This is a genomic window from Pyrococcus kukulkanii, from assembly GCF_041647995.1.
Lineage (GTDB): Archaea > Methanobacteriota_B > Thermococci > Thermococcales > Thermococcaceae > Pyrococcus.
This window is the reverse complement of the sequence record NZ_JARRIB010000002.1, coordinates 327,306-348,674: the sequence shown is the minus strand read 5'-3', so window position 1 is coordinate 348,674 and position 21,369 is coordinate 327,306. Positions and strand designations below refer to the sequence as shown.

The 21,369-nt window shown below is 43.4% G+C and carries 22 protein-coding genes; 18 read left to right on the top strand and 4 right to left on the bottom strand.

What is annotated here, in order from left to right:
- Positions 1-15: 15 nt before the first annotated feature.
- The 7 genes from P8X24_RS05975 to P8X24_RS05945 are packed head-to-tail and all read left to right on the top strand — an operon-like array spanning position 16 to position 8,968.
- Complete coding sequence (locus P8X24_RS05975; protein WP_372914521.1) at positions 16-1,110, top strand: VIT1/CCC1 transporter family protein; 1,095 nt, start codon at positions 16-18, stop codon at positions 1,108-1,110.
- On the top strand, positions 1,110-3,878 hold the full coding sequence (locus P8X24_RS05970; RefSeq protein WP_372914520.1) for a transglutaminase domain-containing protein: 2,769 nt from the start codon (positions 1,110-1,112) through the stop codon (positions 3,876-3,878). The genes P8X24_RS05975 and P8X24_RS05970 overlap by 1 nt, the downstream gene beginning before the upstream one ends.
- Positions 3,856-4,815 (top strand): hypothetical protein, encoded by a 960-nt coding sequence (locus tag P8X24_RS05965; RefSeq protein ID WP_372914519.1) that lies wholly within the window; start codon positions 3,856-3,858, stop codon positions 4,813-4,815. The genes P8X24_RS05970 and P8X24_RS05965 overlap by 23 nt, the downstream gene beginning before the upstream one ends.
- A complete protein-coding gene (locus P8X24_RS05960; RefSeq protein ID WP_372914518.1) occupies positions 4,808-5,758 on the top strand; it encodes an AAA family ATPase in 951 nt (316 codons plus the stop codon). Before P8X24_RS05965 ends, P8X24_RS05960 begins: the two co-directional genes overlap by 8 nt.
- Entirely contained in the window at positions 5,758-6,951 is a 1,194-nt protein-coding gene (locus P8X24_RS05955) for a DUF58 domain-containing protein (RefSeq protein ID WP_372914517.1), read from the top strand. The genes P8X24_RS05960 and P8X24_RS05955 overlap by 1 nt, the downstream gene beginning before the upstream one ends.
- A complete protein-coding gene (locus tag P8X24_RS05950) occupies positions 6,948-7,769 on the top strand; it encodes a hypothetical protein (protein ID WP_372914516.1) in 822 nt (273 codons plus the stop codon). Before P8X24_RS05955 ends, P8X24_RS05950 begins: the two co-directional genes overlap by 4 nt.
- An 11-nt stretch (positions 7,770-7,780) precedes the next feature.
- Complete coding sequence (locus P8X24_RS05945; RefSeq protein WP_372914515.1) at positions 7,781-8,968, top strand: outer membrane protein assembly factor BamB family protein; 1,188 nt, start codon at positions 7,781-7,783, stop codon at positions 8,966-8,968.
- On the opposite strand, the gene P8X24_RS05940 is transcribed toward P8X24_RS05945, so the two are convergent.
- Positions 8,924-9,424 carry a hypothetical protein gene (locus P8X24_RS05940; RefSeq protein ID WP_372914514.1) on the bottom strand — a complete coding sequence of 167 codons (501 nt, stop codon included), beginning with the start codon at positions 9,422-9,424 and terminating at the stop codon, positions 8,924-8,926. The genes P8X24_RS05945 and P8X24_RS05940 overlap by 45 nt on opposite strands.
- 57 nt (positions 9,425-9,481) lie before the next feature.
- Here P8X24_RS05940 and P8X24_RS05935 point away from each other — a divergent pair, with 57 nt between their 5' ends.
- Positions 9,482-10,102 (top strand): DUF432 domain-containing protein, encoded by a 621-nt coding sequence (locus tag P8X24_RS05935; RefSeq protein WP_372914513.1) that lies wholly within the window; start codon positions 9,482-9,484, stop codon positions 10,100-10,102.
- A 74-nt stretch (positions 10,103-10,176) separates the two neighbouring features.
- On the top strand, positions 10,177-11,145 hold the full coding sequence (locus tag P8X24_RS05930) for a mechanosensitive ion channel family protein (RefSeq protein WP_372914609.1): 969 nt from the start codon (positions 10,177-10,179) through the stop codon (positions 11,143-11,145).
- Here the strand turns inward: P8X24_RS05930 and P8X24_RS05925 are convergent.
- A complete protein-coding gene (locus P8X24_RS05925) occupies positions 11,142-12,143 on the bottom strand; it encodes a sugar phosphate nucleotidyltransferase (RefSeq protein ID WP_372914607.1) in 1,002 nt (333 codons plus the stop codon). The genes P8X24_RS05930 and P8X24_RS05925 overlap by 4 nt on opposite strands.
- A gap of 133 nt (positions 12,144-12,276) precedes the next feature.
- Here P8X24_RS05925 and P8X24_RS05920 point away from each other — a divergent pair, with 133 nt between their 5' ends.
- The 6 genes from P8X24_RS05920 to P8X24_RS05895 all read left to right on the top strand — a co-directional run bounded on the left by P8X24_RS05920 (position 12,277) and on the right by P8X24_RS05895 (position 18,526).
- On the top strand, positions 12,277-12,855 hold the full coding sequence (locus tag P8X24_RS05920) for a methyltransferase (protein ID WP_372914512.1): 579 nt from the start codon (positions 12,277-12,279) through the stop codon (positions 12,853-12,855).
- Between the two features lie 30 nt (positions 12,856-12,885).
- Positions 12,886-13,872 carry a TIGR01177 family methyltransferase gene (locus P8X24_RS05915; RefSeq protein ID WP_372914511.1) on the top strand — a complete coding sequence of 329 codons (987 nt, stop codon included), beginning with the start codon at positions 12,886-12,888 and terminating at the stop codon, positions 13,870-13,872.
- A gap of 65 nt (positions 13,873-13,937) precedes the next feature.
- Positions 13,938-16,160, top strand: a complete 2,223-nt coding sequence (locus P8X24_RS05910; protein WP_372914510.1) for an OB-fold nucleic acid binding domain-containing protein — start codon at positions 13,938-13,940, stop codon at positions 16,158-16,160.
- A 1-nt stretch (position 16,161) separates the two neighbouring features.
- Complete coding sequence (locus tag P8X24_RS05905; RefSeq protein ID WP_372914509.1) at positions 16,162-16,668, top strand: CDP-2,3-bis-(O-geranylgeranyl)-sn-glycerol synthase; 507 nt, start codon at positions 16,162-16,164, stop codon at positions 16,666-16,668.
- Positions 16,669-16,717: 49 nt separating this feature from the next.
- Positions 16,718-18,004, top strand: a complete 1,287-nt coding sequence (locus P8X24_RS05900) for an AAA family ATPase (RefSeq protein WP_372914508.1) — start codon at positions 16,718-16,720, stop codon at positions 18,002-18,004.
- A gap of 12 nt (positions 18,005-18,016) precedes the next feature.
- The gene (locus tag P8X24_RS05895; RefSeq protein WP_372914507.1) at positions 18,017-18,526 is read left to right on the top strand and encodes a hypothetical protein; all 510 of its coding nucleotides are present in this window, start codon (positions 18,017-18,019) and stop codon (positions 18,524-18,526) included.
- Between the two features lie 6 nt (positions 18,527-18,532).
- Here the strand turns inward: P8X24_RS05895 and P8X24_RS05890 are convergent, their stop codons facing one another.
- Positions 18,533-19,093: an Era-like GTP-binding protein gene (locus P8X24_RS05890; RefSeq protein ID WP_372914506.1), complete on the bottom strand. Its 561-nt coding sequence runs from the start codon at positions 19,091-19,093 to the stop codon at positions 18,533-18,535.
- A gap of 52 nt (positions 19,094-19,145) precedes the next feature.
- On the opposite strand from P8X24_RS05890, the gene P8X24_RS05885 reads away from it, so the two are divergent.
- The 3 genes from P8X24_RS05885 to P8X24_RS05875 all read left to right on the top strand — a co-directional run bounded on the left by P8X24_RS05885 (position 19,146) and on the right by P8X24_RS05875 (position 20,645).
- On the top strand, positions 19,146-19,460 hold the full coding sequence (locus tag P8X24_RS05885) for a GTP-binding protein (RefSeq protein WP_372914505.1): 315 nt from the start codon (positions 19,146-19,148) through the stop codon (positions 19,458-19,460).
- Between the two features lie 4 nt (positions 19,461-19,464).
- Positions 19,465-19,707, top strand: coding sequence for an HD domain-containing protein (locus P8X24_RS05880; RefSeq protein ID WP_372914504.1), 243 nt, complete (start codon positions 19,465-19,467; stop codon positions 19,705-19,707).
- Between the two features lie 62 nt (positions 19,708-19,769).
- Entirely contained in the window at positions 19,770-20,645 is an 876-nt protein-coding gene (locus P8X24_RS05875; RefSeq protein WP_372914503.1) for an MraY family glycosyltransferase, read from the top strand.
- Here P8X24_RS05875 and cas6 read toward each other — a convergent pair.
- Positions 20,629-21,348: a CRISPR-associated endoribonuclease Cas6 gene (gene cas6 / locus P8X24_RS05870; protein ID WP_372914502.1), complete on the bottom strand. Its 720-nt coding sequence runs from the start codon at positions 21,346-21,348 to the stop codon at positions 20,629-20,631. The two genes, P8X24_RS05875 and cas6, sit on opposite strands and share 17 nt — an antisense overlap.
- Between the last annotated feature and the right edge of the window lie 21 nt (positions 21,349-21,369).

The following is a 21,369-nucleotide window of genomic DNA, read 5'->3' as shown; positions in this document are numbered from 1 at the left end:
ATTTTGGGGATTCGAATGTCAGATGTTTTAAGTCTTGTCATCAAATTCTACAACGATGAATACTCCGATTCTCTTCTCTATGCAGAACTTGCTAAAGTTGAAAAAGATGAAAAGATTAAAGAGGAATTCCTGAGATTAGCAAGAATAGAGGCCAAGCACGCAAAGTTTTGGCTCTCCTTTTTAGAGAGGAGAGGGATAACCCCCAACAAGCCCAAGGTCAAAAGATGGACAATTCACATCCTAAAACTAATGAGGAAAATTCTAGGCCCAGGGGTCGTTGCTTCCCTTTTGGAGATGGGCGAAAATAGCGCGATCCAAAAGTACTTCAAGTTCCTTACTGAACACTCTCAAGAATTCTCTCCCGATGAAATGGAGAAACTAAAGGAGATAATCCTGGAAGAGCTAGAGCATGAGAAGTTCTTCTATGAGAGCAAGAGAAGGTTTCACGTAGAGAACGTGAGGGACTTCGTCTTAGGAATGAACGATGGTCTCGTCGAAATACTAGGAGCTGTTACCGGTCTTTCTGCCGTCTATCCGTACTCGCCAAGGCTAGTCGGGATCAGTGGTCTTATCGTGGGAGTTGCCGGTGCACTATCAATGGCCATTGGAGCCTTAATCTCGGTTAGATCTCAAAGGCAGGTAAGCGAGGCAATAAGGGAGAGGACTAAAGTCCTGTTCAAGGTCTCACCAGAAAGAGCCGTTAAAGAGGTATATGAAAAACTTATCGAGGGAGGCCTCCCAGAAGAGATAGCCCAAGAAGTGTCCGTAAAGCTAAAGGGAAAAGAGGAAGCTTTAATAAAGCTCCTTGTCCATGAAGAAGAACAGAACGAGTTAAGGGCCGCCCTATATACCGGCCTCGCTTACCTTGTCGGCGTTGCATTCCCAGTGACCCCCTACTTCTTCGCGCGCTCATCACTAACGGCCCTCCCCATCTCGGTAATGCTTGCTGGCTTGGCGTTAAGTGTTGTAGCAACTTCAGTTGCCTTGATCTCAGGGATCTCAATTAAGAAGAAGGTTGCAGAGATGGTAGTCACCGGCCTGGGAGCAGCGTTTTTAAGTTACCTATTTGGACATTTAATGGAATCAGTATTTAACGTCTCGGGGCTATGATGATGAGGGAGATATTTTCAGCGGTAATAATTGGAGTACTGGGGTTGCTTCTCCTCTCTTCCTCTTCTCCGATAACGTTAGTCCCAACTATATCTAATGAGCTCCCAAAAAAAGAATCCCATTCCATAGATCTCAGGGAAAACCTCTACAGGTTATCGATATTCAACGATGCAACCGTCATGGTTGTGTTCGAGGATAAGGGGAGGGTCGCGTACCTAAGGCAAAACGTCTACTATACCTATAAGAACGGCAAGTGGATTGGGGAGAAATTCAATGGAATAAAGGTTTTTGGAAAGATACCAATTTTTGAACCTAAGGTACCGCACGAAACAATTATCGATAGGGTAAGGGTTGAATTAAAATCTCCCCTCCTTTCGGGAAACCTCTATACAACCCTTTATACCTCCTGGATCTCGATTCCCGCCCTGTATTCGGGGGATCTTGAGTTGCTTAGACCAAAGAGGTACCCCGTGGAATCCTACGATTTTGAAGCAACGCTTTATGAGTTCCCGGATGATGTTCTAAGAAGAGCTAAAGTTCCCGAAGTAAGTTTAGAAGTTCCAGAGGTAAGCGAAAAGGTACTTAAGTTGGCAAAGAACATAACTAAGGGAATAGAGAGCCCTTACGAGAAGGCCCTGGCCATAGAGAGGTACCTCGAAGAGAACTACTTCTATGATGAAAAAGCTCCCCCAGCGCCCCCAGGAATAGATCCCATTGAGTGGTTCCTCTTCTATTCAAAGCGAGGAGTCTGTCTCGATTTTAATACGGCCTTTGTTATCTTGGCAAGACTTAACGGCCTTCCGGCAAGGCTAGTAACGGGGTTCAAGATCAAGGCCGAGCCTGGAATGCAGGAAGTTAAGTTAAGGCAGGCACACGCCTGGGCTGAGGTTTACTTTGAAGGTGTGGGCTGGATAACTTTTGACGCCACTGGATCCCGTAGGCCTGAGGAGAAGAAAGAGGAGGTGCAACAAAAGCCCGGAGTTAGAGAGGTTAAAGTATCCCTTGGAAATAGTACGGTTATAGAGCTCCCATTCAAGGTTAACCTGACAACTAACCCCGAAATTCCCATCAATATTACGGTTAAAGATGGGAAGACGATAGTGAACATAACCGGAGAGAAAGTTGGGTGGTTTAACGTTACCTTAGGAAAATTGAACCTTTCCATCTTAGTTGGCTACAACACTACAACTAAGATAATTAAGTGGCCAATGGAGATCACGGCCGGTTCTAACTTCACCGTGGAAGGCATCGTCATTACAACAGAGGGCACCCTCGTTCCCGCAGGTCCCGTGAGGATAGAGCTTAGAAAGGAGAAGGAATCGCCAGGAAAAATTGTAGGAAGAGGAGAAGTTAGAAATGGCAGATTTGTAGTTAAATGCTCAGCTACGGGAGTTGCAGGAAAGTATCATATAGTAGCCGTATACGAGGGGTGGGGACCATATTTTGAATCAACTAGTGATCCCACCATAGTAATTCGGGATAAAGCTAAGATCTACGTGAAGGAATTCAACTACACAAGGGTTGGTTCGGTAAAGATACAGGGGTTCCTGGGAACGGAAGGAGGAGCCTCTCTTGGTGGGGAGTACCTTGACGTATTCTTGGATGGAAAACTTGTAGGTGTCGCGAAAACCGACAGTTCAGGTAGATTTTCATTCTTCGTAGGGGTTGGAAATCCTGGTATTCATAAAGTTACCCTTGTCTATGAGGGTAGTAAGGGAATTGAAGGAGATAAGAAAACCATTGTGTTTAGGGCGATCTCCGCATCAGTTACCATCCCCTCTTTCGTTTATGCGGGGGATGAACTTGAGATAAGGGGGAAGATAGTGGGGGCCAGCGATGGAACAGTAAGTATTAGCGGAGATTTTGGAGATTACTACTCTAAGCTTAGTGAGAATGGATCCTTCAAGCTAAGGATTCCCGTTCCCCAGGACGCCAAAGGATATAGGAAGGTAATAATCTACTATGGAGACCTTAAATTAATCGAGAGAGAGGTTTACGTTAAGCAGAAATTGCTTGTAGATGTTTCCAACGCATTAATGGTTGTCAACAGATCCAATGAGCTCACCGTGAGAATCACCTTCATCAACGGGAGCCCCCTTATTGGTTCAAAGGTCATGTTAGTAGCTTTTAACGAGACATTAAGTAATATAACCAACAAGAAGGGAATAGCAACCTTTAGGATAACTCCAGAGTTCACTGGTAAGTACACCGCCAAGTTAATAGTAATAACGAACGATGGATTTGAGATCATCCCAGTAATCCTTAGGGTGTACAGGTATCCGCTTTACGTTTACGTAGGCCTGTTCCTCTTATTACTTTCACTCCTTGCCCTCTCTGCTAAGACAGTAAGGGTAAAACTAAGCTTCAATAGGGAGCCACCCGTGTACATGACCAATGAAACCGTTGAGATAAAAACGAACTTGCCAGTATCCCTCTACGTAAACGGTAGACTTCATGGTAGGGGAAAAGAGTTTAAGCTGAGGCTTAATCCTGGGAATCATAAAATATGTGCAAGATTTTTCTTTTTCTCCAATGAGCGCGAAGTTAAGGTTCTGGGCAACTACAATGATGTGATAGTGTGCATTTTTGAGGAGTGCCTTAATGGAGAACCGAGCAAGACCGCCAGGGAGATCTTAGGGCTAAATGACTTATCCCTGATATTCGAAAAGGCAAGGTATAGCCTTAGGAAGATCTCACTAGGGGAAGTTTTAAGGTTCTTTAGGGGAATTAGGGGGAGGTGTTTAAATGAGGGAGCGAGTGAAAAATAGCCTGCCTTACATAGTTCTATATTCATTTGCCATCCTACTCGTCAGCTTGCTCCGTTTACCTCAAATTTACTCAGATGTACTGATGGGCTTTCTCCTTTTCATGCTCGTTGGTGAAATTATAGTAATCATTACCGGCCTCCCAGGGATTCGTGTTCTCTTTGGGGGGCTGGGACTTGGAATATCTCTCTACTATTCGCCGATAAAGTACAATGACATCCTATCGCCAATAATCTTAGGATTTTCCATGTTCTACGTAGCTCCCAGGTTTCCTCAGGGTTTCGCATTTCTCCTCCAGGGAATAGGGCTTAGTGTTTTGCTTTACTCGTTTTCAAAAGTCTTTGAGCCATTAGAGAGTATGTTTCACTTGGCTTTCCTCTTAACGCTCTTAGGCTACACCTTGGCATCCCTTGAAGGTTTTGGAATTCTTAAAGGGGAAGTAATCAGGGAGAACGTAAAGGCCTTTCCAATTGCAGGATTACTCTTAGGAACGTACTCAATCAATTTATCATATCTCGGATTCATCGGATTTCTATTGAAATTATTTTCTATGATAACTGGCCTTTATCTCCTTTCTTACATCACTATCGCGGGAATATCTAAGAAAAGTGAGGAGGAGGCAATAGTTGGGGAGCTCGATATCAAGATCGAAGAGGACTTTAGGAAGGATCCAATGTTAAAGGAGGCCGAAGATGCCGTTAAAGAATTTGTAGTTAAAGGAGACAAGTTACCTCTCCTGACTTACATCGCATTCTATGGAGTCCGGGCAGGACTTCCAAAGGACAAGCTTATGAGCCTTCTTGAACCTCTAGCCAACTACGAAAAGAAAAAATACTCAAATCTAGCACCTAAATGGTGGATCAGGTTAATGGAGAAGAGAGAAGCGAAGAGGAGGGAAGATATAGTAAAAGAAATTAGCAGGAGGATCAGAAATGAGTGAGATAAAGGAAATATTTGAGGAGATAGGAAAAGCCTTTATAGGGCACGAAGATGTCGTTAGGAAAGTTCTTGCGTCAGCCCTGGTAAACGGAAACGTGTTATTTGAAGACAATCCTGGGCTAGGTAAAACGTTACTTGCAAAGGCCTTCGCCAAGGTTCTAGGGCTAAACTACAGGAGAGTTCAGTTTACTCCCGATTTATTGCCTTCAGATATAGTGGGAACAAAAGTCTGGAGACCCGAAAAAGGGACCTTCGAAGTAATGAAGGGCCCCATATTCACTAATGTTCTTCTTGCGGATGAGATAAACAGGGCTCCACCAAAAACACAGTCAGCCCTTCTTGAAGCAATGGAAGAGAGGCAGGTAACAATAGAGGGGGAAACCTTCAAGCTTGATGAACCTTTCTTTGTTATAGCAACCCAAAATCCGCTTGAGTTCGAAGGAACGTACCCCCTACCCGAGGCCCAATTAGACAGGTTCCTTCTTAAGTTAAGTATAGGCTATCCCAAGAGTGAAGATGAAGAAGTCGAGATTTTAAGGGCAAGGCTTAGGTGGCAGAAGGATGACCCAACGGTAGATCTCTCTCCAGTCGTAGGAAGGGAAAAATTCCTAAGAATGCAAAGAAAGGTAGAGTCTGAAATTAGGATCCATGATGATATCCTCCGGTACATAGCAAGGATAGTCCGAACAATAAGAGAGGATGAGAGAGTTGAAGCTGGGCCAAGTCCAAGGGGAGGACTGGCGTTGATGAAGCTTGCAAAGGCAAATGCGTTCATAGAGGGTAGAGACTACGTTATTCCCGATGACGTTAAGATGTTCGCAATAGAAGCGTTGAGCCACAGAATAATTTTGAGGCCTGAATATTCCCTAGAGAGGGGTGTTGAAGTTGAGATAGTTAAGGAGGCCCTCGAAGCGGTGCCCGTGCCAAAGGGGTTGAGGTACTGATGAAGGGGGCAAGCTTCCTAGTATCACTATTCCTATGGTTCATCCTCATGTCAATAGTGTTTGACGTTCCAAGGATAGGAATCTTTCCCCTAATCCTACTCATCTTCGCCGTTTTAATACCTTCCCCAAGGGAGATAGAAGTTCAAAGGACTTTGGACAAAAAGAATGTTAGGATTGGTGAAGTCATAACCGTGAACCTGGAAGTTCATGTGAAGAAGGGGATAGGTCTAGTTTTTATTAGGGATACCATTCCCCCGATGTTCGAAGTCATTGGAAGGCCTTATGCATCATTTTTCGTGCTACCTTGGAGGAGGAAATTTAAGTTTGGCTATTCCTTAATTGCCCGAAAAAGGGGAAAATACGAATTGCCAAAGACGGAGGTATACTCATTCCATGTTTTAAGGGTTCATCCAACAAGGTGGATGTTAAAAGGTGAAAGTGTGGAAATAGTCGTCACTTCTCATGGTTACTTGAAGGTGTCACCCCATAGAATTCTAAGGGCAAGCATGGCTCAGGCTATAATGTACTCAAGATTCGGCCCTACAACAACCGATTTCAAGGAGATAAGGGAATACAGGCCAGGAGATCCATTTAAAGCGATAAATTGGAAAGCTACCGCAAGAGTTGGGAAGCTTTTGGTAAATGAGTTTGAACGAGAGGGAAGGAAAACCGTAATGATAATCCTAGATGCAAGGATGGAGAAGCTTGGTTCGTACTTTGAAAATCCCCTTGAGTATGGAATTAAACTTTCGATGGTTCTAGCAGACTTTTACCTATCCCTGGGAAATAACGTTGGCTTGTACATATTAGGGCAGGGAAAGCTTGTAACTCCTGCTTCCTCTATGAGTCAACGTGAAACCATAGTCAAAGCCCTGCTCTCCGCTGGATTAGACAAGGAGGAAACCCTCGAAAATGCCTTTAAAAACTTAGAAATAATCCTGAGAAGATTCTCTCCCATGGTGATTCTCATAACGAATTTAACAGATGATGTAACATCGGAAGTCACTTCATTAAGGAGAGACCTTGTGATAATTGATGTCTCAATGTACGGAGAGATCAGTGAGGAAGGCTCACTTGTTGAGCTGAAAAAGCAGGCTCTTAGAAGGGCCGCTCAAAAGAGGGTTATCAAGTGGGATGTGGGTAAGGAAAGCCCCCATACGGTGCTGTTAAAGCTCTTAGGGGTGGTCAAATGAAAGCCCTGAAGACCCTCGTTCTTATGCCCTCCCTTTATTACATATATCATCTCCTCTCAAATGTCACCCCATTAATGGAGACCCTGTCATTAGGCCTTTCAATCTTAGGGATTCCGCTTAATGCCATGACATTCTTAGGATTGATACTTGGCATGATAGGCATAGCAGCAATCCTATCACCAAAACCCTCCTACTCCATAGCATCGATAGCGTTCATGTTGTATTTCTTGACATGGATAGGGCAAAATTCTCCAGTACTCTCATCCATATCCCCCGCCTTCACGAACATATTCCAGGCATTCTTCCCAGATGTTTCAGCTAAGAATATTGCAATTGTCTCCCTCATCTTGGTCATCTCGTACTTCTTCGACCTATATGGGAAATACGAAGAAATAAAAACGCCAATTCGTGAGAGACTTATTGGCATTGTCACATTTACTGTGATTACCCTTGTCGCCTTCTTGATCTCTTCGCTCATTAAGCCCCCAAGGTTACCGTCCATTAATCCAATAATTCTCCTCCCACTCTTCGGTCTCGGCTTTTATCTTTTATCTCAAGAAAGAGAGAAGCACGTGATCACGGTAGTGAGAATAAGAACAAACGCTATCTTAGAGGCTAAAGTTGAAGATAAAAAGTTAATAATAATTCCAAAGAGGGGACCGATCGGAACTAAGGTAATAGAGTTCGAAGGACAGTTTGATAAGGTAGTGATGTTAGAAGAGGGCAGGGAAGTACAACTCAAGAAGATCTTAGAATCCGTTGATGATAATGGTGTGAGGTTAATCCTGTACTCCAATGAAGAAACAAAACCAATATAGGGGGGATCGTGATGAAGAGAGTCGCAGTCTTGATATTCCTGTCCTTGTTTCTTCCGTCAGTGGTTGGATGGAATGGGCAGTTATGTTCTAACGTTAAGTATCAAAAGAGTATAGAGGCCGTTGCACTGGATAATTCAACGATATATGCCTCGTGTTCATACAGGGCAATAGCTAATTCCTCAGGCCTTATAGGGATTTACTACCTTGGAACCACTGGTGCATACTCCATAAACGGTACGAAGTTGTGGGAAGTTGATTCTGGCTTTGTAGTCAAGTTGATCCCCATTGAAGATGGTGTACTTGTCGGGAGCCTTGGAAGTCTACTAAGGCTAAACAAGACTGGCAACTACACCGGAAGGTTCATAACCAAGTATAAGCTCTACGACTTCATATTAAATGGAAGTTACATCTACATTGCCAGTGGAGACATGTTTACCAAAAATATGAGCAAGGGGGTTCTATATAAATTATATCTTAACAATTTAACCCAAATATGGTCACTTAATTTTACTGATCTCCTAGGTAGAGTAAGAGTGGGAAAAGTCATTTATGTCGGAAGTGGCTACCCTTCGGGTTTTGCAGGCAAGCTTAAATTTGGAAGGCTTTATGGAGTTAGTCCAGAGGGGAAGATCTTATGGCAAGTTGAACTTGGAGAATGGGTGAGAGACCTAGAGGTCTGGAGGGGGGATGCGGTAGTTGGAACGGGTTATAATGGAACTGGACATGTTCTCCTGGTAGACTATAACGGGAACATATTATGGAATGAAACCCTGTTCTACGTCGAAGACATCCTAGTCAATGGTGATACTGCCTACGTTGGAGGATATAAAGGCGTTGCCGCCATTGATTTAAGGAAGCGTAAGGTACGATGGGAATTAGAATTACCGTATAGGGTAAAGGCTTTAGCCCTTTATAAGGGGAAGTTGCTCGCTGGAAGTGGGGAGTTTAAAACAAAGGATGGAACTGTCTACAGCGTTGGGACACTGTACGTTATTGACCCAAAGGATGGAAAGATACTGAAGGAGATACCAACAGGGTACGTGAGAAGCATCTCATCGAGAGATAAATTTGTGGTAGTTGGAACCGGAAGTAACATATTTATGGTCTTTAAGGAAGACGAAATAATACCAAAGTCTATCTGCGGACCAGGACTATTACTTCTCCTTTTCCTCCTTGGAAAGAAACTTAAGAAGGGTTAAGAATTTCCTAACTTTTTCTCCAACTTCTCCTTTAATCTCATTCGGTTTTACTGGGATAACGTTCCCTTGGGTAACTAGAGCAACCTGATTGTCGATTATTTTTAAGATACCAACTTTCCCATTAACCTCTACTACGGTCCCTTCTATAAGTGGAGAGAAAATTAAACGGAGCAATTTGTATATACCCCTTTTATCATAAATTAGGGGATTTCTACCAACTGAAACTATAACTTCCTGCCCCCAAGATAACGTTAATTTGATTCCTCTCCTCGGTGGCTTAAAAAGTGTCAGCACTACTCCGCAGACGTCCTCGATGTCGTCCAAGTTGAACGCCAGTTCTCCCATAGGTCTTAGATTAAATATCAGCTTCTTCCCGTCTAACCTAAAAGTGGCTCTCCTAAATTTTGGAAACTTTGGAGGCGACGTAGAGGGATAAGTCAGTACATCGACCCACACGCTTATTAATTTATTTACTGCATTATATTTTTAACGGAGGTTGTAGAGGGTATTTTGATGTTTGGAAAAATCAAACTGGCTCAAGGGAGTATTTCAATAGGGGATCAGATAATAAATATAAAGAAAACCGGGGAGTGGTTTGAGTATCTCAGGGGAAACGTGAGAAAGAAAATAATCGGGGATATCCTTCAAATATTACCAGCACCGGCTAAGGGGTATGGAGTGAAGCTTATGATGGTTAGGCTGGAGGAGGAAATAGTCATAGCCCCAGGAAGTAGAGTTGAGGGATTTCTCACAGTTCCCGTTGAAGTTTCGGTAAGAGCAGGGGAAGTCGAAGTTGATAGATTTTCGCTAGGTAGGGAAAAGTATGCCCTTTATGGAACCCTCGAGAGAGGAGTTATCGTGAGGTATTCAAGAGGAAGCCTCCAAGAGAAGCCAAATGGAATTGGAGTTCTTAAAGTTAGGATAATCAATAAGGGAACGTCTTGGGGAAAAGTTGACAGAATAGTGTTTCCCCTGTTAGATGTTATGTACTATACCAAGGACAGGGCCTTCTATCCCCTGGTGGAGGTAATAGTTGATAGGGGCATTGAAGCCATAAACACTGGGGAACCCCCAATGGATGGACTCTCCGTGGTCGGCGAGCTAAAGAAGTTATCATTTAAGATGAGATGGTGATAACGATGATCAAAAATGCGACACTTGAACTTATTAAAGGTGTCTCACTTACCACGGATTCTCTCTTTAGCGCGATGGCAAGTATCGTTATAGGTCTGATCTTAGCTGAGGTACTTTACAGATGGATATTAAACCTCTCAAAAAGCACGAAATATGTTTGGATATTAAACGAAGACACGGCGAAACTCTTGAGGAACTTCATTATAATTGGCTCCCTGCTCTCGGCTTTTGACACATTGGGACTGTTCGATATAATGGTCTTTGGAAGCAAGTTAAGTAGAGTAATCGCGGGTTTCCTCCTATTCTACATTTCCTATCTGATAGGGAAGAAAGTTCAAGACTACTGGCTTATAAAGGAAGGTGCGGAAGCCCAGATAAAGGCAAAGGTATTCTACTACGCTCTAGTCACAGTAGGATTTTTCTTGGCATTAAACATTGCGGGCTTCAGCGGTAAGCTAACAACGATAATTGCCGCCGCTGGAATTACGGGTATAGTTCTCGGTTTTTCGGCTCAGACGGTAATTGCCAACTTTATCTCGGGGATATTTATGTACTTTGACAAGCCCCTAAAGATAGGAGATCCAGTTGAAGTTGGAGGGTACTCTGGAATAGTCCACGATATAAGGATCCTTTCAACAAGAATTAGGACATGGGACGGTCTACTCGTTAGGATTCCAAATGAGAAGCTCTTTAATAGCGAGATAAAGAACCTTGCAAAGTATCCTGCCAGAAGAGTTGACGTTATAGTGGGTATAGCATATAAAGAGGACGTCGAGAGGGCAATAAAAGTGATAAGGGAAACTCTCGAGGAAATCCCCTACGTGCTCGCTGAACCAGAACCTTCAATCTTCATTAATGAACTTGGAGACAGTAGCGTTAATATAGCAGTGAGGGCCTGGGCCCCAAGTGAAAAATGGTTTGACGTGAGAACACAGATCCTGCAAAGGATAAAAGAAGCATTGGATAGAGAGGGTATCGAGATCCCATTCCCACAGAGGGTCAATTGGTTCGCGGAGGAGTTAAGGATAAAGCTTGAGCATTAGTCACCTCTCTGTATTTTTGCATGACCCCCTACTAAGCTCTTTCTTAGTTCTAAGTTCCTTATCTCGCATTTTTCATCTATTATTGAACGCCATATCGTTGAGTTTCTTATTACAGTTTTCTTGAAGATTATTGAATCACTCACATCAGAATTTTCTATTACACATTCCTCGTCGATATAAGCATAGGGCCCTATAATTGACCTTCCAAGTATCTTAGCTCCCTTCTTAATTATAACGGGAGGAATTATCTTGGCGTAGGGACTTATTTGTATTTCCTCTATTTCACTTTCCTTCAAGAACATCTTTAGGGCCTCTAGGTAGCTATCGGCGGATCCTATATCGTACCAATACTCACTGAACTTGTATGCGTACACCTCAATGCCTTTCTCAAGGAGCCACTGAATGAAGTAGCCTGGAGCATCTTTATTCCCATTCTTTAGGTACTCAGAAACAAGCTTTATGATGTCCTTTGGTAGGGCATATATCCCCGTGCTAATCAAACTAGTCTTTGCTTCGGGGGGTTTCTCCTCAAAGTAAACTACCCTATCACCCTCAAGTATCACAACCCCGTACCTCTTCGCTAGCTCAAGATCTCCAACATCATATACAGCTATTAACGTTTTTTTAATATCGTTAAATCTCTTAACGAAATCCACTAATGAGAGCGAGAAGACGTTATCCCCGGCTATTATGAGATAATCATCCTCCCCAAGGATATCTATTGCATTTTTTATTGCCCCAATAGTCCCAAGTTTTTCCTCTTCACTGTATGTATCCTCCACTATCAACTCTACCTCATATTTCTCTGCGAGTTTCTTGAAGTGCTTCTCAAAAAATTTATTTGTTGATATGTATGTGGGGATTCCGAGGTCACTAACTTTTTCAAGAATGTGTTCAATTATCGTTTTGTTACCAATCGGAAGGAGGGGCTTTGGTCTGTTCTTTGTTATTGGCCACAACCTTGTGGCGTATCCCCCTGCCATTATTAAGGCTTTCAACGTTACCACCTCAATTCTGTCGAAAATCCTTCTTTAAAACTTTGTCGATGTTATCATACCTTTTGATTTTTGATGGTAACTTTTATATTTAACATGAACTAAAAATAAAGGACAAAAGTTAAAGGTGGTGAAGATGAGGAAACTAGCATTATTGATATTACTAACAATTGCAGTAGCAGCAGTGACCCTAGGAAAAGCCATGGGAGAATTTAGGGATGTTTCTAGGTCTGAAGGGAACATAGTTTCAACGGGGGAATTTGACATAAGAATAAGTAAAGACAACTCAAGGTTTTATGATGAGCTACGAGTATTCAAAATAGAAGACCTAAAACCCGGCGACACTAGGAATATATCGTTTTTCATCAAGAATTATGGAGACGTACCAATCGGAAATGTATCTCTTCTTATCTTCGTTAGAGACATCGAAGATGAAGTATCTCCAGCTGAAAAGCCCTATGACCTGACACCTGAAAAGGGGGAACTAAGCTCGTGCATAATTGTAGAAAAAATAACTGTAAACTCAAAAAATGTCCTTAATTCTCCAACAAAACTTTCAGACCTCGTGGGCAAGGAAATAAAGCTGTTCACTGGAAACCTAGAAAGCGAAGAGACTCTTGAAGTAAAAATAACAATGAAACTTGCCGAAGATGCAGGCAATGAATGCATGACGGACAGTACCGAGGTTATGATGAAGATAATTGCTACCCAATGATTTTTAACTTCCTTCCCTTTTCTTATCCTGATGTTCTATGTAGAAATCCTGGGAATGATTCCAGAAATGGCAAAAGCTGAGGTTCAGGCTCTAGCTGAACTTGGGTATGGAAAGATTTTGGGGTCAGATTACCTATTAGTATATGGTAAAGTCGAGGATATTAACGTTCTAAATAGGCTCGGCCTAGCTCACGAGTATGGAGTTCTGATAGGATCTTTCGAGTCAATAGATGATCTCATAGAGTACTCGAAAGGTATAGAGTGGAAAAAATTAATCTCAGGAACCTTTGCAGTAAGAAAGGAGAGAATGCTAAATTGTTCATATGAGGTAGAAAATATAGACAAAAGAATTGGGGCAATAATACACTCTCAGGGATTTAAAGTTAATTTATCTAAGCCAGATACCCTAGTAAGGATATACTGTGGAGAGAAACTCTGGCTTGGAGTGAGAGTTAGGGAGTTCAAGGGAAAGGAATTCGAGGGAAGGAAAGCCGACAAGAGGCCATTCTCGAGGCCAATAGCTCTACCTCCCAGGATAGCTAGGGCGATGGTAAACTTGACAAGGGCCACAAGAGAGGTACTTGATCCTTTCATGGGAACAGGAGGAATGTTGATAGAGGCCGGCTTAATGGGTCTTAAGGTGTATGGAATAGACATAAGGGAGGACATGGTTGAAGGAGCAAAGATAAACCTTGAGTACTATGGAGTCAAAGACTACGTGGTCAAAGTTGGAGATGCAACAAGAATAAGGGAAGCATTCCCAGGGAAGACCTTCGAGGCCATAGCCACAGATCCTCCTTATGGAACATCAACTACACTGCCAATGGACAGAGACGAGCTATACAAAAGGGCTTTGGAAAGCATGTATGAAGTCCTTGAGGGCTACTTAAGCATAGCATTTCCTGCTGATTTCAATGCCGTTGAAGTTGCAGAGTCAATAGGATTTAAAGTCCTCGAACGATTCTATCAGAGGGTTCACTCTTCCCTCTCAAGGTACTTCTACGTGATGAAGGTATAAGAAAACTTAAAATAAGAACTTGGCCCCATGAGGAGTAGCGGGAGAGTTCTAAGGAGGTGATGCTCATGGCTGTCAGGGATTGTCCCGAGTGTCACGGCACGGGTAAAGTAAAAGTTGGTGAGAAGGAATGTCCCGTCTGTGGTGGGTGGGGGTACGTTCCTGCTGATTTCAACTTAAGCGAGCACCTGAAGGGGTACAGGAACCTTCAGAACATTGGGGTTGACGAGGAAGTAGATGAAATTCCCTGTCCAGAGTGCCACGGTAAAGGCGTAGTTCCCGTCTATGATACGTGCCCAACCTGTGGTGGAACTGGGAAAGTTCTAGTATGCGATATCTGTGGGCGAGTAAAGGGGCCCTGGGAACTAGGGATGGAGACAACTTGGGTCTGCCCTGAGTGCGAGAGGAAGTTTAAGGTTGTGTACGTTCTGGACAATGCCTGCGATTATGAGGATGTTGAAATAGGTAGTTATTACAAAGGAGTGATTGACAGGGTTGAAAGATTTGGAGTTTTCGTGAGGTTGAACAAGCACGTTCTCGGACTAATAAAGAAGAAGGATCTCCTGGGCAAGAAGCAGTACATCCCTGGGCGGGAAATAATAGTCCAAGTATTGGACGTCAGGCCAGATAGGAAGGAGATAGACTTCCTTGAGGCACCTCTAACGAAGTACAGGGAAGTTCAAGTAAAGAAAGAGCTTCCAGTGACACCAATTGGTGAGCTTAGGGAGGAGCTGGCCGGCAAGACGGTGAAGATTAGGGGCAAGGTTACGCAGGTTCAAGTTACCGGTGGTCCAACGGTCTTCACCTTAACGGATGGAACGGGAATCACTTGGGCAGCAGCATTTGAAGCTCCAGGAGTTAGAGCATATCCAAACATAAACGTTGGAGATATAGTTGAGGTCATCGGAAAGGTTTCATTCCACGCGGGGAAAATCCAAGTTGAAATCATTGACATGTACAGATTATGGGGACCAGAGGCCGCTGAAGTCAAGAAGAGGATAGAGGAAGAGCTTGACAGGAAAGCTAAGCCTGAAGATGTTGGCTTCTTGGTTAAGAGCGAAGTTCTCGAGGCTCTTAAGCCTAAAATTATGCAGGCAGCCTTCATGATAAGGAGAGCTATCTTCGAGGGAAGGCCAATAATACTGAGGCATCACGCGGATACTGATGGCTATACAGCCGGAGTTGCCCTCGAAACTGCCATAGTTCCGCTAATCGAAAAAGTTGCTCCAGATCCAGATGCAAGGTGGCACCTCTTCAAGAGAAGGCCTTCAAGGGCCCCATTCTACGAGCTTGAAGACGTCCTAAAGGACATAATCTTCATGATGGAGGATCACATGAGGTTCGGGGATGAGCTACCCCTTATAGTTATAGTCGACAACGGAGGAACGAGCGAGGACATCCCAGCCTACAAGAGACTTAAAGCCTATGGGGTTAAGATAGTGGTCATTGACCACCACGACCCCAGGGACTGGGTAAGCGAGGATAAAGCAGCGGTTGACGAGTACGTTGACGTTCACGTCAATCCGCACCATGTCAAGAGGGGTTATTACGAGCTAACTGCAGGAATGCTTGCTACTGAAGTTGCCAGATTCATAAACCCGGAGGTTGAGGACAGGATAAAGCACCTCCCAGCTATAGCTGGAACTGGTGACAGAAGTAAAGCCCCAGAGTTCTACCAATACCTTGAGTACGCCAAGGAGAAAGGGCTAACCGAGGAGGACCTGAAGAAGATTGCAGAGGTAATTGATCATGAAGCATTCTACTGGAAGTTCATGGACGGCAGGGGGATCATCGAGGAGATTCTACTGGTTACGGGAAACCTCCAGAGACATAGAATGCTTATTGAGTCAATCTACCCAGAGGTCAAGGCGAAGCAGGAGAAAGTCCTTAAGGCCGTCCTGCCGCACGTTAAGAGCGTTGTTTTGCCCAACGGCATAAGGTTCAACACGATAGACGTTGAGATGTACGCTCCAAAGTTTGAATATCCAAGCCCAGGGAAACTCTCAGGAATAATACACGACCACTTCAAGGAGAAGTACGGGGAGGATTCTCCAATTGTGACGCTAGCTTACGGCCCAGACTTTGCCGTGGTCAGGGCAAGTGACGGAATGGCCAAGTACAACTTCGACCTAAACAAGATCGTCAAGGTTCTCGAGGAGAAGCTTCCGGATGCTGGAGTAGAGGGAGGGGGCCACAGTTACGCTGGCTCGATAAAGTTCTTCGAGGGTAAGAGGAAGGAAGTCCTTGAGGCCTTTGCCAAGGAGATACTCAAACTGAAGGCTGGTGCATGAAATGAATCCAGTATTTGAAGCTTTCTGGTACATCCTTCCCGCTTACTTTGCAAATTCCTCCCCTGTTATCTTGGGTGGAGGAACTCCAATGGACTTCGGCAGGAAGTGGAAAGATGGAAGAAGAATCCTAGGGGACGGAAAAACTTGGAGAGGATTTTTTGGCGGCCTAATAGTGGGGACGCTCATCGGCGTCATCCAGTACTATTTAATGCCTAGTTATTATGGTTCTCTGGGGTTGGCACTTAAGCTGGCCTTTCTCCTAGCCTTGGGAACCCTAGTTGGTGATTTAATTGGTAGTTTCATAAAGAGAAGGCTAGATCTGCCCAGGGGATACCCAGCAGTTGGCCTTGACCAGTGGGGTTTTCTGATTTCAGCTTTATGCTTCGCCTATCCAGTAAAAACTATTCCTACGGGAGAAGTCCTGTTCCTGCTCGTTGTAACGCCAATAATCCACTGGGGCACGAACGTATTTGCCTACAAGATGGGATGGAAGAGCGTGCCTTGGTAGTGAGAAATACTTTTAATCATGCCCTTAAACTTCCAAAGTAGGTGAGACTGTGAGGCTGAAGAAGCTCGTCGTTAAGAATTTCAAGAGTCTTCGGAACTGTGAGATTGAGCTCGGCAAGTTTAACGTTTTAGTTGGGCCGAACGCTTCTGGAAAGTCCAATCTTGTCGAGGTCTTCAAGCTACTTCGGAAAATCTATGTGGAGAGAGACTACAATCCTTTTCTCGAGTGGTGGGGATACAATAATGTCGTCTGGGCAGGCAGAGAAGAACTTCCCATAACAATTGGAATGCTCTTCGATGTTGAAGGCTACGATGTCTACTTCGAGATGACATTTACGGGAACAGGTGGAAGTTTTAGAATTTTGAAGGAGGTCATAGAGGTTAGAGAGTACCTAACTATCGAGAAAAAGGGTCGAAATGTTCTCCTTAGATATTCTGAAGACTTTTATAGATCAATAAGGAAAACCCTTGGACTTTTTGATTCATTGTTTGTTCATCCAGAAACTGAACTCGTGTTAGAGGCCCCTGAACAGAGTTCTCTTATTTTCTTGATATCCCCTGAGAAACCAGAGGATGCCCTTGTCTCGGAATTTCTAGGAAGGTTATTTGGTATTCTACCCCTTGTTGGGGTGAGGAGGCTCGATGATAAGAAAGATATTTTCGTGGTGTCTCCAAAGATAAAAGAAGATCTCGTTATTCATCGCTTTGTTAAAGGATTTCTCCAATTACTATCCTTCCAGCAACTTAAGCAACTTGATATAAGGAAAATTAAAAATCCCCAGCATCCTCGCAAAGAAACAACACTAAAAGAAGATGCCTCAAACCTTGTTCCCCTCCTCTACAACATATGGCTCCGGGAGGGAAGACTTCCTGAAGAGATAGCCAAGCCTCTCTCCATAGTCTTTCCAGACACAAGGGTTTTCTTCCAGCTGACCGAGGATGGTAGGGTCATGATGAAGGTTTTTGAAGGCGACCTTGAGCTTGCTCCTCCCAGCATCTCGGATGGATTCTATAAGGCTCTCGCGATACTTACCGCTGTTTACCTAAAACCTCCTCTCCTGATAATAGATGAGATAGAGAACTCCCTCCATCCCGAAACCCTTGAGCTCATTATTGACACGCTTAAGGAGAGCGAAAGTCAGGTAATAATAACTACCCACTCTCCAGTGGTTGTTGACATGGTTGAACCCTCCGAATTAATCCTCGTTGATAAAGAAAAGGGCGAAACAGTATTCAAGAGGATAGAAGATCCCGAGAAAATCAAAAAGTTCCTCAACGAGAAGGGGATTACCCTCAGCGAAGGATGGCTCTACGGCTCTTTATTCGAAGGAGATTAGCAGTGATGAGCCATGACAAAGGAGATCGTCATAATAACGGAAGATGCCTACGGTGGGGAGTTCTTTAGACGGCTTCTGGAAAGGCTGAGTAGCGAGTCAATAGTAGACGTTAGGCTAAAGAAAATCCGCGGGAGGAAAAATCCTATTCACGCTCCTTTCTTATGCAATCCCAAGCTCGAGAGAATTATCAAGGCTGCGGAACTTGCTTTACCTGATTTAATACTTCTCGTTTATGACGGCGATGGTCCCTCAAGTTATGCCTCCCGGAGGAATAGGATCAAAAGACACATCCCCAGGGACTTGAAGACACCAGTTAGGATACTCCTCTTTGAGTACGAAATTGAGGAGTTGATATGCAAGAGCCTGGGATATCACTGGAGCACTAAGCCTTCGGAAGAATTAAAACTACGAGAAGGATACGCCAAGCATAGGTTACCAGACTATGTCCATAAACTCGATTTTGAGAAACTCAAGAAGAACTGCAACTCTTTTCGTGAATTTTTGAAAGTTTTGAGAGAGTGAAAATCATTAGATAGCGTATTGGGCATAATAAGCCAACGCATTCAAAAGTTCATTGAATCCCTCATAGGTTACTAGAGAGAGTAAAATCGGCCTCTGCTCAAGTCTTTTCTCTACTATTTTTGCTAATTCTTCAACTTTTTCCCTGGGAACCAGGTCTATCTTATTTATTACAACAATTATCGGTTTTTCATACCTAAACTTGAGCATGTAGTGGAGCTTTTCCATCCCCCTATGAAGCCCCTTCGTGGCATCTATCATGTGGATTATAACATCAGCATTCACAATTTCTTTTATTACTTCCTTAAACTTCTCTTCGCTGAGTACTTTCCCTCTAACTTCCTTCTCTGGATCAAAAAGACCTGCCGTATCTATAAGCACTAGCTCATCGGCACCTCCAAAAGGATTTTTCATAGTCTTTGGTAACTTAACTTTTCCAAAGTATCTTCTTATGGTTCCCTTGGTAGTTCCGGGAACCTCAGAGACCTCCGAAACTCTTCCTCCAAGTAGTGCGTTCATTAAAGTTGATTTGCCAACGTTCTCAGCTCCTATGATCGCAACCTTTATCATCTTCTCATCACCAATATTATGGTAGCCCAACGGCTTTAAGGGGTTGAGGGGGATGAAGAGGAGGGTGAAACTTGGCCATCACTATTATTATATAGTAACTCCAGACGAACTCAAAAATGGGAAGTATAAGGGCAAAAACGTTGTGGTAGAGGGAGAAATTGAGAGCAAACCTGTAATTGAATTTCTGCCAATGGAGCTTCCAAGTTATAGGACAATCTTTACGCTAGCAGGCTTAAAAATTGAGTTTTCAGGAACTCCTTATGTTAAATCCGGGGAAAAGATAAAGGTGTATGGAGTATTTGTTGGAGATGGAATAATAGCAAGGGCCATTGAGACTGAGGGTGCGATATATCTAACCGAGGAATGAGAACATGTTCAAAAGGATAAAGACAGTTGCGAGGCTGAAAACTCCTCTCAGAATGAAATGGCTATTCAAGGGTATGCCAAAGCCTGAAAGCATAGCTTATCACTCTTACCACTGCTACCTTATCATATTCCTGCTACTGAGCATTTTAGAAGGAGTGATAGGGAGAAGGCTCCCAAGAGGGCAGTATATGACATGGTTGAGGCGTAGTAACGAGCCTTCAACTTCCAGCTCAGAGATAGTTAGTTAAGTAAAAACTTTTATACTAAATAAGTTGTTAGGACTTTTAAGCGAAATCAGGAGGCTTAAGTCATGATAGAGGGTTTGGCTTTCATATTCTCTCTTGTCCTCACCTATTACATCGCAAAGATCATGAAAAAAGCTGGGATAGTTGGCAAAGATGTTCATAAGCCATATGAGGCTTATGTTGCTGAGATGGGTGGAATCTCGTTAGTTTTTTCAATAGCACTTTTTGGAGCCGTTGTTGAATCCTCACAGCAAATTTTGCTCATCTTTCTTCTCATGGGACTAGTTGGGGTCATTGACGATCTAACTAACCTCCCTCAATCCCATAAGGTATTGCTTTCGGCCCTGGCAACCCTGCCACTCCTTATGTGCTTTAGGAGGGAGTACATCATAATAGGCCCCCTAAAACTCCAAGCCCCATTCATTGTCCCAGTAATATTCTGGCTGTATACGATAGGATCAGCAAACTTGGTGAACATGCTTGCAGGTTTTAATGGCTTAGAAGTTGGTACCTCGGCAATAATATTTTTCTTCCTTTATCTACTTTCAGGAGATAAACTAGCCTTAGTTGCCTTCTTTGCTTCCCTCGGATTCTTAGTATGGAACAGGTATCCTGCAAGGGTCTTTCCTGGTGACACAGGAACACTTTCCCTTGGCGCATTGATGGCCATGATAGCCATAGACAATGGGCTTGAGTTCCCATTGGCGATAATGTTGTTTCCCCACGCTATAGATTTCCTGCTGAAGATGAGGGTTAAGTTTAAAGGGAAAAAGATGGGAGGAGCAAGACTTAGGGAGGATGGCACCTTATCCCCACCACCATATCTATCCTTTTTGGGCCTGATAATGAGGATGAAAAGGGTCAGAGAGTGGGAGCTTGTACTCTACGTGTGGATAATTGAAGTCTTGCTTGGCTTTATAGCACTTAATCTATCAGCTTGACCATTCCAAAGCCAAACCTTGTTTTTTCGCCAAAACCATTTTCATAACCAAACTTTGCTATTTCCTCTGAACCGAGGTATCTAAATACCATGAGCGATCCTCTAATATAGGAATCCCCAACCATTAACCTTGTAGGCTTGAACTTTAGCACCTCTATCTTGAATTCCTTATCCTCTGGGAGATACCCCATGATTTCGTTATAGCGAAGGAGCATTACCTTTCTCAGTCTATCCATGAATAGGTCATCATGAGGATAGAGATCCCAATGTCTAAGCTTTCCATTCTCAAACTTTATCGTCCTTACTACTATTGGACTCAGCGTAGAGAACATGTTTTCCCTTCCTACGCTCTTGACTTTTATCGCCTTTATATCACCAACAAGAAACGTTACCTCCCCTATTCTAAACTCGGGACTTTTCTCAACGGCCTCAGCAATTGTCCTAATTATCTCCTCGTTGGATGATGAAACGTAGAGGGATACATCGTCTGACAGTATTTCAATGCCCTTTTCAGGTAGTACCCTTCTCTTTCTCACGATAATCCGAGAAAACGTCCAATATCCGTGCGGAGAAGAAAGCATCTTCGACAAACCTGGCTCTATAGAATTCACTTTCTCTAATATTTGAGTGTAGACCTCATAATTGTAATTAAAAGGTAGAACGGCATTATCTTTAAGAGGAAGCAGTTTTATCTCTATTCTCATCTATACCCCTCCTTATTTGCA